Source organism: Chryseobacterium sp. PMSZPI, from assembly GCF_002835665.1.
Classification (GTDB): Bacteria; Bacteroidota; Bacteroidia; order Flavobacteriales; family Weeksellaceae; genus Chryseobacterium.
This window is the reverse complement of the sequence record NZ_PIZV01000077.1, coordinates 75,714-88,117: the sequence shown is the minus strand read 5'-3', so window position 1 is coordinate 88,117 and position 12,404 is coordinate 75,714. Positions and strand designations below refer to the sequence as shown.

The following is a 12,404-nucleotide window of genomic DNA, read 5'->3' as shown; positions in this document are numbered from 1 at the left end:
GAAAAGGTTTTGGGCAGGTTTATTACTTGCCCAATTTCTTTTGTTTTACGGCTTCTCAAAATCAAAGTTGATGATTTCTTTTTTTGAAGACTTTTTTGAACTTCAAAAGACATTTCATCAAATACTCTTCAGTTGGCTCCCTTTTTCTATGGGAGATTTGATGTACATTCTACTTGGAATAACTCTTCTTTATTATTGCATAACTTTATTCAAAAAGAAATGTCGAAATAGCTCTTTATTAAAGCTTCTGATGGTAATCAATATCTTCTATTTTATCTATCAGATTTTTTGGGGAATGTTATATTTCCAGACTCCTATTATCAAAAAGCTTTCAAATCAGGAGAAACCAGAGATCAATAAAGCAAAAAAACTAGCGTTACAATATCTTGAAAAATGTAAAACAACACGACAGTTGGTACACGAAGATCATCAAGGAGTATTCGTTATTACCAATCTAAAATCCGTGCAACAGGAAATACTTTATCAACAGACCAAACTCCCTCAATATATTTCAGATAAAAAAGTAACGCAGGTTCTTAGTATTAAACCAAGTTTATTTAAGAATGTAATGAGTTTTACGGGAATTCTGGGGTATTACAATCCTTTTACGGCAGAAGCTCAGTACAACGCTGAATTGCCACATACGTTCATCCCTTTTACTACAGCACATGAGAGTTCTCATCAGCTAGGATTTGCCCGAGAACAGGAAGCCAACTTTATAGGCTATCTTATAGGGATCAATTCCAGCAATAATGATTTGAGATATAGTACCGAATATTTTACGTTAAAGAGCCTTTTAAAATTCATTGTGGATGAAGACCCTGCATTTGTAAAATCTGTTTTGAATCAATATTCTCCTGCGATGAGAAGAGATAGACTCTACGAGAAAAGATTTATTTTCAATCATCAAGGCTGGCTTGACACTTTCTTTGGATTCACGAATAATCTGTTTTTGAAGAGCAATCAACAGGAAGGTTCGGTTACCTATTCATACTTTATAGATCTCCTTTTAAACTACGAAAACTAAAGACCATAAAAAAGAATCGTATCAGGCGATACGATTCTAAAAACACAAATGATGAAAAAAAATTTATTACCTTGACTTGTTCCCTCATTCAAGGCGATGTAAAAGTACGACATATTTTACAAATACAAAAACATTTATCTCCTTTTTTAAAACTTTATGAAAACTTTATGATTTTTTATGTTTTTTTGAGTTCATACACATACAACATTAAATACATTCAAACATACTACATAACTTAAAAACAATAATTAAAAGGCACTTTATTTACGAAAAACACACAAAATTAAACATTTGTTTAAACATGAAATATTCCAGTTATTTGACTTTTTGCATGAAGTAAAAAGTAGAGTTATTCGCATAATGATTAAAAATATTTCTATCTTTTTCACTTTCATAGATTATTAAAAAATAGATGCTTTTTTATTTAGCTTTTAATTTTTTTAAAACAGGCATAAAGACTCATTTTTAAATAAAACCAATAAGTAAAGAACTCAAAAATAAGGAATACCAATTAGTAATATATCTGATTTTAATATAAATATTTTGGAATTTCATTTTAATAATAAGATATTAAAGGAAATAATACTAATATTCTTCTTTTCAATTAATTATTTCTAAAAAAAATACGTAATCAATTTATTGAAACTCAAATCATATCGATCAATACACCTCTATATCTCACTAATAAAAGAAAAATTTTTTTGTAAATTCAAAACATCTGTGTATTTTAGATAAAAATATTAACATGATTTTCGACAAACTAATTAACTATCTAAAACTCGATAAACAGGAGTTTATTTTCCAGTTTAACTCCCATCCGAATTACCCTTCTGCACTAGCCTTTAGTGATACTTTAAACTTTATGGGGGTAAAAAATGATGCATATGAACTTGATAAGGAATATTGGGACGAGTTACCCGAAGAGTTTATTGCTATTGTCGAAAATTCTTTCTCATTGGTAAAAAAGGCAGGAAATAATTATTCCGTTTATTCAGAGAAGGCCAAAACACTCAATAAAGAAGAGCTTCATCAAAAATCTATGAATTTTGTACTTCTATTTGAAAAAACAGTAAATGCAGAAAGTAAAACAGTATTTAATTTTAAGCCTATTCTATATGCTATTTTTGCAGTTGTTCTTGTTTATTCTTTTATAAGCCTATCCCTATTTGAAGCATTGTTTAATTTATTATCTCTAGCAGGAGTATACATCTCTGTTGAGATTTTTAATCAAAAGTTCGGAAATACATCAACAGTTATTGGAAGTATATGTGGTGCAGCAACAGCCACTCAGCCTACCAACGCATGTGATAAAATTATAAAACAAGATAAGACCAGTATTTTAGGATTAAAATTTTCTGATTTTTCCTTAATCTACTTTATCGGGCTTGCTGTATTGGGACTTTTCTTTCCTGTAACAGGTAATATTGTAAAAGGCTTTACTTTTGTTTCTGTAATCGCAATTGGCTATTCTTTATATATTCAGGCATTTGTAGAAAAAACATTTTGTAAAGTTTGTCTTTTAATCATTTCCATTCTTGTTGGGCAATTAGTCATTAGCACTTTGTTTTTCGAGAACCTGACCTTTGGGATTGGAGCTTTATTACTAACAGTTATTTTATGGGCAATTATCTTTTCTGCGGTTTTATATCTCAATAATATACTTTCACAAAGAGAGGAGCTTCAAAAATCTAACGCTAAAAACCTAAGATTTAAAAGAAACTATGAACTTTTCAAAAGTCAGTTATTACAAAATGAAAAAATAGAATTCCAGGATAACCAAACATTTTCAGTGGGAAATAAAGAGGGCAAACTTCGTATTTCCATTGTATCCAACCCTTATTGTGGCTTTTGTAAAGATGCTCATAAAATTGTAGAAAATCTTTTGGAAAAATATCCTAATGATCTTTCTGTACAAATGAGATTCAATTATTCACCTGAAAGAACCAATGAAAAATTCACCCAATTAATTTCTGATTTCACCCATATTTACAACAACAAGCCGGAGAAGGACTTCCTGAAAACTATAGAAACATGGTTCGAAACAAGGGATGAAGCTAAAATCAATGCCATATCCGGCGGAAACTCCACAACAGAAAATTTGAATCCTCTAATTGAAATGTCAAAAGATAACAGCAATGCAGGACTTAACTTCACGCCGATCTTGATTATCAATGGATATCAGTTCCCGGAAAAATATGATCGTGATGATATTGTGTTTTTTATAGATGAATTAATTGAAGATGAAGACATCCAATAGAAAAATCTGCGATTCGAAAATTTCATTATCTTAGGAAAAGCAAAAAGCGACTTCCGAAAAACCGTAAAAGAGTAGGAAAATTAAAAACTATTATATGAAAAGATTAAAAAGCCTGAGAGAAAGTTGGAAAACTTCAAAAGGGACACCAATACAGGCGGAAGCAAGCTATTCCCACCCCAACAAGATAACTCCACCTAAAGAAGGTGTCATAGACTCGTGTAACCAATGGTGCTATTTCTAGCCAACCATTCATTGAATTATAATATTGAAATAATTAAAAATGTCGTCTATTTGACGGCATTTTATAATGAGTATTAATTTTGAAAAAATTCCCTTTTTATAAGCAACCGGATACTAAGGATTGCGGACCTACCTGCCTTAGGATTGTAAGTAAATATTATGGCAAAAGTATTTCATTACAACAAATTCGTAATCTTTCAGAAACAACCCGTGAAGGAAGTAGCCTTCTGGGATTAAGTGATGCAGCAGAAAACCTGGGGTTCCGTTCTATGGGAGTCCAGATTGATTTCAACACCCTCGTTGAAGAAGTTCCTTTTCCATGTGTTGTACACTGGAATAAAAATCACTTCGTGGTTGTTTATAAGATCGATAAAAACAATAAGGTATACATATCCGATCCGAGTTATGGCTTAATTACCTATTCCAGAGATGAATTCATAAAATCCTGGATTGGGGAAAATGCCAATGAAAATACAGAAGAAGGTATTGTCCTTATTCTGGAAACAACCCCTGCTTTCTTCCAAACCGAATTTGATGCAGATCAAAGCAAAGCCAGCTTTGCTTTTCTTTCAAAATATTTATTAAAATATAAATCGCTTGTTATTCAACTTGCTATCGGTCTTTTAGGAGGGAGTTTACTTTCACTAATATTCCCGTTTCTTACCCAAAGTATTGTAGACGTGGGGATACAAAACCAGGATATTAATTTTATTTATCTGGTACTCCTTGCACAGGTTATGCTTTTCTTCGGAAGAATGGGAATCGAAGTCATCCGAAGCTGGATCCTTCTCCATCTTTCTGCCAGAATTAACATTTCTATCATATCTGACTTCTTTATCAAGCTCATGAAACTTCCCATAAGTTTCTTTGATACGAGAATGACGGGTGACATCATGCAAAGAATCAATGACCATCACAGAATTGAACAGCTCCTTACCAGCTCTTCATTAAACACCCTTTTCTCTTTGGTCAACCTTATCATATTCAGTATTGTCTTATTACTCTATGATTACAGGCTATTTATTGTTTATCTTGTAGGTGCCGCATTGTATATCGGATGGATCAGCTTTTTCCTAAAAAAGAGAAAAGAACTGGATTACAAAAGATTCTCCCAGGTTTCCCAGGAGCAGAGTAAAGTAATTGAACTCATCAACGGTATGCAGGAAATTAAAATGCATAATGCAGAGAAACAAAAACGATGGGATTGGGAATTTTTACAGGTAAAACTATTTAAAATAAGAATCAAATCTCTTTCCCTTGAACAGTGGCAATCTGTAGGAGGTAACTTTATCAACCAGATGAAAGATATCCTGGTAAGTTTTCTTTCTGCAAAATTGGTATTAAGCGGAAACCTTACTCTGGGGATGATGCTTTCCGTTCAATATATCATTGGGCAGCTTAACAGTCCTCTTTTACAACTTATCGACTTTATTAAACAAACACAGGATGCGAAAATATCACTTGAAAGATTAGGTGAAATTCATGACAAGGAAGATGAAGAAGATAAAAATGAACAATACGTAATGGACATTCCACAAAGAGATATTGAAATAACAGATATGTCTTTTAGATACATTGGATCTGATGTTCCTGTTTTTGAAAACTTAAGTCTTTCTATTCCTTATCAGAAAACCACTGCGATTGTTGGAGCCAGCGGAAGTGGAAAAACTACTTTACTTAAGCTACTCATGAAGTTTTATGAGCCCGATCAGGGAGAGATTAGAATTGGAAGTACAACTCTGAAAAATATTTCACCTAGATTTTGGAGAGACCATTGTGGTGTTGTTATGCAGGAAGGTTATGTCTTCAATGACACTATTGCTAATAATATTGCTGTAGGCGAAGATCATATCGATAAGAAGAAATTAAGACGTGCCGTAGAAATTGCCAATATCAAAGAATTTATAGAAACCCTTCCTCTAAGTTACAACACAAAAATCGGAAATGAAGGAGTTGGAGTAAGTGGTGGACAAAAACAAAGATTATTCATAGCAAGAGCGGTATATAAATCTCCGGAATATATTTTATTTGATGAAGCAACATCAGCTCTGGATGCCAATAACGAAAGAATCATTATGGAAAATCTCGAACAATTTTTCAGAGGAAAAACAGCTGTAGTTATTGCTCACAGACTTTCAACCGTAAAACATGCTGATAAAATCATTGTATTAGACAAAGGAAAAGTAGTGGAAGAAGGAAGCCATGCTGAACTGGTAGACCTGCGAGGAGAATATTACAGACTTGTCAGAAATCAATTAGAATTAGGAAATTAATATCAGGAATCAAAGTCGTGACACCTGAAACTGAAAAAGCAGGTATCAAAACAATTTATTAATTATGAAAGAAGATATTTTAGATAATATTGAACTCCGCTCAGAAAGTGTACAGGATATTCTTACCCAGCCGCCACATTGGATGATCCGCTGGGGAAATACCATTATATTTATTATTCTCCTGCTGATACTTTTAATGAGCTACCTTATAAAGTACCCGGAATTTGTTCCGGCACCTATTATGGTAACCTCTCAAAATCCTCCGGAAAAAATAGAAGCAAGAATGAGCTCCAGGATTGAAAAAATATTCATTAAAGATCATCAGCTTGTTAAGAAAAATGATTTATTGATGGTTATGCAATCTGCTGCCAACTACAAAGATGTACTGGAGTTGAAAAAATTAGTGGATTCCATTGCTCCCAATCAATTATCCTCCTTCCCTCTTGCGCAAGCTTCAAGGTTCAAACTGGGAGAATTGCAGGGCGATTATAATAGCTTCGCAAAAGCATTTCAGGACGAAGATCTTTTCACCAGATTACAGCCCTATGCTCCGGAAAATATTGCAGCCAATCAAAGTATCTCTGAATATCGTGTAAGGATTGCAACGTTAAAGCAACAAAAAAGCCTGGAAGGCGCTAAATATAATTTATCCAAGAAAAGCTTCCAAAGATCTCAGGATCTATTTAACCAAGGGGTAATTTCTTCTATGGAACTTGAAAATGAAAAAATAAAATACCTTCAGGCTCAACAGAATCTTGAAAATCTTAATATTTCTATTTCTCAAATGGAGGAAGGCATTTCCAACCTTAATAAAACAAAAAGCGGAACTGCCATTAATACTGAAAAAGACAGAATTACTTATTCTTCTCAGACTCTACAGTTATTTGAACAGCTTCGTAAATCCTTAAAACTATGGGAACAAAATTATCTTGTCATCTCATCTACTGATGGTGTTGCCAGTTTTCAGCAGTTTTTTGGTGAGAATCAGTTTGTAAAAACCGGAGAGCCTATCTTATCTATTCTTCCTAAAAACAAGGAAAAATTAGTCGGCAGAATGTCTGTACCTACGACCAACTCAGGAAAGATCATTCCGGGAGAAAAAGTATTGATTAAATTAGATAATTATCGTTTCCAGGAATATGGTATTATTGAAGGTAAAGTTCAAAATATATCTTTAATTCCTGATGATAAAGGAAATTATTATGTTGACGTAATTCTTCCAAAAGGCCTTAAAACCAGCTACAACAAAACGCTTATTTTTGATAAGGAACTTAGAGGAAGTGCTGAGATTGTCACTCAAGATCTTAGGCTTATAGAAAGATTTTTCTATCAAATCAGAAAATTACTCGGTTATCAAAGCTAAATTAAAAACGTTATAAAAAAATAAACCCGCAATTTGCGGGTTTATTTTTACTATTTATTTTACAGAAGTTCTTCCTTTTTGGATTTGCTTTGGTGGTTTCACTTTTAAAAAGATAAAACTATAATCCGTAGGTGGTAAACCTTTTTCAGAACCCACAACAGAAGCGTACTTATGACAGTCCATACACTGTTTCTGCTGAGCATATGTTTCCATTGTTGTATTAGAAATATCCGATGGTGTAATCCCTCCTTCCATAAGTGGAGCAGATTGATTATTTCCATTATCCTGAATCGGATTTTCCGGCCATTGTATGTTCACAAGTTGATAATATTGCCATACTGATTTTGGATTGCTGACCCTTATTAGCTGCTGCATCTGAGAGTTTAGCTTCTGAAGTTTTGTTTTAATTTTGTTTACCCGTACAACCTGAACAGGTTTATTCAAACTGTCTTTTCCTATAATGGGAGCCTGATTGGGCACCTCTGTACTTTTAGGGTTATAAAAACAATACTTTATAGAAGGATCACCCTGCCCTTCATTGGGAGCGTTATTGATGTGCTCAAATGTCATCCAATTCAATTGAGGAGATTGTGGAGTCTTACGAATAATATGCAACCCCACCAGCCCTAAATACTTTGGTGAATATTTTCCATAAACAGGTTTTCCATCTTTAAAGCCTTTAATTTCCGGAACCATAGCCTTGGATATTTTATAATAGTTTTTCAAGGAATCAAGTTTATTTTCAGGGATGATACGCCATGCCGCTTTGAGCTCAATAGACTCCATAGGCAACCATACTCCTTTATTACTCGTACCAAACTCTTTCAAACTATTATAATCATAGAGCTTATTTTTACGGATAAAATCACTTTCAGTATTATTTATTTTAATCTCATACCAAACGATATTTCCGCTTTGATCTGTGAGCCATGAACCTTCTGCCTGTAATATTTCATCCATATTACTGCTTCCTACAGCTGCTCTTAAAGTAGCTTTGGGAATTCCTGTATTGATATCCGTAAATTTATTAATCTCATTAATTTGTTTTACATAGCTATTCTTACTGTTCAGGTTCCATGTTAAAGGAACTTTAGGAGCAAAAACATCATCAATACTTAGAAAACTTTCCCATACTGTAGGGCTATAATCCCCGGGCATACCATAATTTGCTGCAGTTGCAGTGGTATCCGGGACTCCCCTTTGAGCTGATGCAGTCCAGTTTAATGCAATAAAATTTTTCCAGGCAAAACAATTCAGGACATCCTGAGAACTATGAGCGCACGTAGAATCTCCGGCAAGCTTATAAGTAATTGAAGGAGGATCGCAATATGCTCCACAGTAGATCGATTCACTGGCCGACTCTTTTGAAAAACCAGTCGCTGAGTTTAACCTCTTTTCTTTTTTACCGGATTCACATGAAATTAAACTCAATATGAAAAAAGAAAATACTAAAGCTTTCATTTCAATATTTTTTGAACTTGTTCAATTTGCTGAATGGAAAGCAGCGATTTGTTTGGTATAATATTCATTTTCGGCAAAGAACCATTGGCTACAACTTCCAAAACTCCGGATAACGCATACCTAGGATCTGAAGTGTTATTATACAAACTAAGAGGTTTTTCTCCTAAAGTTGTATTAGCATCTGCTTTAATCGTAATCAGGAACAATTGTGTATCAGAATCTACATTCTGGAAATCAGTTACAGTAACAGTGATTCCTGGTCCGAAGTCGAAATTAGTTCCTTTAACGGCTCCATTAGTCAAAACAGCAATTCCATCTGTAGTTGTTCCTGCTTCAACTTGAGTAATACAGGATGTCAGGTTTGAGAAAGTATTCAGCTTATTGTAAAGACTTGCCTGCAATAAATTATTATCTAAAAGATATTGTACATTCGGAAGGAGTGTTGCAGGGTCTCCTACAGGAGGAAATTTCTCAGGCTGTTCCCCAGCTGCCGGATCTTTCCCAGTACCTGCAAGTTGCACAAAAAAGGTATCAGCAATCTGAGAACCCCATTTTAACGGTTTCTTATTTACCTTGATATCACTTAGTTTAAAATTTGCACCCGGAGGTACAGAAAATCGTGTATGCAACAGCATATTAGAGGGGTAAAAAGTAATTCCTTTATTTCGTTCCTCTCCTCTTATCACGGTATAACAATCTTCAATTTTGTACTTTCCGGCTGTAGAAGGCATTTCAAATTGATCAAAATCAGGCATCTGTCCGTACAAAGCAATAGGATTCGTCAAAGTTACCTGTTGATTGTGATTATAAACCAATGAATTAACATTCTGCCCTATACGAGGATCACTATTTCTATAAATCTGTCCATATTGGGCTGCACAAATTAAAGTATTTGCGTCTGTAATGACCTTATTGTCTTTTACCCTTAGAATAGTTGCTGCCGCTCCAAGGTATATTTCGGCTCCTAATGAATTGGGAGGACTGGTAAGATGTACAGCGCCACCGCCCGCAGCATTTGCATCAGGTCCACTATTCCATTTATTAATCGGATTATAAGCAGGTTCTCCGGTTTCCCTTACTATAACAGGATGTCCACTGCTATCTAACAAATAAAGATCTTCTTTTTTAACATTTTTATTATTTAGAATTTCCTGATAAAGTGACACCACTATATCCGGGGAAACTTTCCACATATGAAACCAATATTCCGGGTTTTCATGGGTAAAGTCAACAGCGATGATATCTCCATTCTCATCTCTTGTAACCGCCCATTCACAATATTCATCCTGCCATCCACGGGGGCCTGACGGGCCAAACGGTTTAGTACCGGTATCTGAAGGATCGCAAGGGTTTTTAGGTACCGTAAGAACCATGTCATATTTCTTCCCAAAGACACCAGGTCCTATATCTGCCAATTCATGTAATTTATCTTCATATTGATCTTTACCAAATTTTTTAGTAAAAAGATCAGTAAAGTAATGATTGATTCTGTTGGGGAAGGCATTCCATTGTATTGCAACTGTGTTCTTTTCAGTAGGGATTACATTATCCACCAAAGGGCTATAATACCAGCTTCTGGGATTATCATAAGTACTTGACCACGGGTTTCCCGTAATTGAATTGATCGTGCAATATTTTACATAATTGCTCCAGGCATTTTCAAGCTGTTCTCCTAGATGTGGATGTTGTTTAAAATCTTTTTCTCCCTGGTAAGCAGGTGTGTTAAATTTTTTCATGGTCTTAATTTTTAGTTCTGAATTATCGTTGAAATATATTTTACAATCAAAATTGATCTCATAAAAGAATTATGAGTAAACTCAAAATTCACAACATTGATAAGTTGAAAATTTTCTGAACAACTTTCAATAGTATGTGATTATTACTAATTCAAAGCTAGAAATTATCGACAGAAATTGATTACGTAGAAATACGTATTTTTCACATTAACGAGAACTACTAAAAAAAACAAATGATTACGTCTTAATAATTTCCCCTAAAACTATCCTTAACCAGATGGTTTTAAAAAATATGTTTTCTAAATGTATATAAAAAGAAAAAGGAAAAGCAATGTTTGCTTTTCCTTCTATTGTAGCGAAGACGGGAATTGAACCCGTGACCTCAGGGTTATGAATCCTGCGCTCTAACCAACTGAGCTACCTCGCCTTTTGGTGGTGCAAATATAGAAAATATTTATTTACTACCAAAATTATTTTACATTAAAATATTCTAAAACATTTCCAACATGCTCTGGTTTATTGATTATCTTATTGTTAGCATCTAAAATAAAATACGTCGGAGTTGCATGAACATTGTACGTATCGACATAACTACTGTTCCATCCTCTCAATTCCGTATCATTTATCCAAGGAAATGCAGCAATCTTTTTGGAATATGAGTTTTTATCTACGTCTAAAGATAAGGCAATCACTTGTACATTTTTTCCTTTTAAATCATTATACTTATTAAGTAATTTTGGTAACTCATTTTCACAGTGAGAACATGTAGAAGACCAGAAAACAATAATCTTTTTATCTGCTTTTACCTCATGAAGTGATTTTGCCGTGGTATTTGTCGCCGACTGAAATTTATAGTTAGGAAAAACTGATCCTAATTCCGCATTGGCATTTGATTTCAAAGTAGAAGCCAATCTGTCTGTAATAGTACATTTAAGATTCTTGGCTAGTGTTATATATTTGTTTTTAAACTCATCCATTTGATAAGCATCAAAGATATCGATCAATTCAGACAGTACCGTTTGTCCTCTTGGTGTTTCAACTTTTAATCGGTCCAAAAGTTTATCTACTGATCCTGTTACATTCGCATTTCCGCCAGAGTTAAGATAGGCAACTAATAATGGTCTTAAAAGCGATGATGTTTCCAACATATCGCCAGACTTATCAATAAAATTAATCACTTCATCCTGATTCACTTTTTTAGACTGATCTGACTGGTTTGAAGAGTTAGATAAGAACTTACTATAGTTCGTATTGTAATAAGAAATAAATGGATGCTTTGATGCATCGATTGCCCCGGAATTTCCGGAAAGCCTGTCAATCTCCGTTTTTAAAGCTTTTCCAAAGTCTGTATTATCTTTATAATATTCTTTGATTTGAGTTAGAGCAGGAAGAATAAGCTCTTTTTTTTGTGAACCTTCTTGTTGCTTACTCATCAACTCATTCGCTTCATCTAAATAAGCAACATCTTTAATTTTATTATTCTGTATATCCAATTTTAGACTTACATCTTTATTTTCAGAAATAAAATTAACCGTATTATTGGAGCTTGGGAAATACACTTTCATCATTCCCATATAATTGTTAGGGTATTTAAACATCCATACATTATTCTTTCCTTGTTCTTTAGTAACAATAATATCTTTTGAACCGTTTAATGTATATAGAATAGCGTCTTGATCTTTAAATTCTGCGGGAGTCTGAATTGTAACAGTGAACTGAGCTTGCAAAGCAAATGCAGCTAAAACCGCAGATAGTGTATAAATCTTTTTCATATAGTAAAAATAAAAAAACTCTCTGACTAATCAGAGAGTTTAATATTATTTTAATAAAATTTTATGCTTTTTGACCTTTGTACTTTTTAGTAAAGAATACGATAAATGCAATTGCAATTACTGAAAGTACGTAGACATACATGTCGATTGGCGAGGATGGCGCCCCTGTACCGTTACCTCCATTACCTCCTCCACCCGGGATTGGTGGGGCTGCCTGGACAAATAGTACAGCAAAAAGAAAAAGAACTGATACTAGTTTATTAATAGTTTTCATA

9 protein-coding genes and 1 tRNA gene are annotated in these 12,404 nt (G+C 33.8%); 5 read left to right on the top strand and 5 right to left on the bottom strand.

Going from position 1 to position 12,404, the window contains the following annotated elements; genetic code table 11:
* Positions 1–70 precede the first annotated feature (70 nt).
* From CW752_RS16155 to CW752_RS16140, 5 genes are all read left to right on the top strand, one after another.
* Positions 71–1,027 carry a DUF3810 domain-containing protein gene (locus CW752_RS16155; RefSeq protein ID WP_228401817.1) on the top strand — a complete coding sequence of 319 codons (957 nt, stop codon included), beginning with the start codon at positions 71–73 and terminating at the stop codon, positions 1,025–1,027.
* A gap of 745 nt (positions 1,028–1,772) precedes the next feature.
* Complete coding sequence (locus tag CW752_RS16150) at positions 1,773–3,284, top strand: thioredoxin domain-containing protein (protein WP_101240729.1); 1,512 nt, start codon at positions 1,773–1,775, stop codon at positions 3,282–3,284.
* 94 nt (positions 3,285–3,378) lie between these two features.
* Positions 3,379–3,525: a hypothetical protein gene (locus tag CW752_RS16970; RefSeq protein WP_185117651.1), complete on the top strand. Its 147-nt coding sequence runs from the start codon at positions 3,379–3,381 to the stop codon at positions 3,523–3,525.
* A 79-nt stretch (positions 3,526–3,604) separates the two neighbouring features.
* On the top strand, positions 3,605–5,797 hold the full coding sequence (locus tag CW752_RS16145) for a peptidase domain-containing ABC transporter (protein WP_101240728.1): 2,193 nt from the start codon (positions 3,605–3,607) through the stop codon (positions 5,795–5,797).
* A gap of 64 nt (positions 5,798–5,861) precedes the next feature.
* Positions 5,862–7,160, top strand: coding sequence for an HlyD family secretion protein (locus CW752_RS16140; RefSeq protein ID WP_101240727.1), 1,299 nt, complete (start codon positions 5,862–5,864; stop codon positions 7,158–7,160).
* Positions 7,161–7,214: 54 nt separating this feature from the next.
* On the opposite strand, the gene CW752_RS16135 is transcribed toward CW752_RS16140, so the two are convergent.
* From CW752_RS16135 to CW752_RS16115, 5 genes are all read right to left on the bottom strand, one after another.
* The gene (locus CW752_RS16135; protein ID WP_101240726.1) at positions 7,215–8,621 is read right to left on the bottom strand and encodes a hypothetical protein; all 1,407 of its coding nucleotides are present in this window, start codon (positions 8,619–8,621) and stop codon (positions 7,215–7,217) included.
* A complete protein-coding gene (locus CW752_RS16130) occupies positions 8,618–10,357 on the bottom strand; it encodes a hypothetical protein (RefSeq protein WP_101240725.1) in 1,740 nt (579 codons plus the stop codon). The genes CW752_RS16135 and CW752_RS16130 overlap by 4 nt, the downstream gene beginning before the upstream one ends.
* A gap of 353 nt (positions 10,358–10,710) precedes the next feature.
* Positions 10,711–10,784 (bottom strand) — tRNA-Met (locus CW752_RS16125).
* 43 nt (positions 10,785–10,827) lie between these two features.
* The gene (locus CW752_RS16120; RefSeq protein WP_101240724.1) at positions 10,828–12,129 is read right to left on the bottom strand and encodes a TlpA family protein disulfide reductase; all 1,302 of its coding nucleotides are present in this window, start codon (positions 12,127–12,129) and stop codon (positions 10,828–10,830) included.
* A gap of 61 nt (positions 12,130–12,190) precedes the next feature.
* Positions 12,191–12,403: a signal peptidase gene (locus tag CW752_RS16115; protein WP_101240723.1), complete on the bottom strand. Its 213-nt coding sequence runs from the start codon at positions 12,401–12,403 to the stop codon at positions 12,191–12,193.
* Position 12,404: the final 1 nt, after the last annotated feature.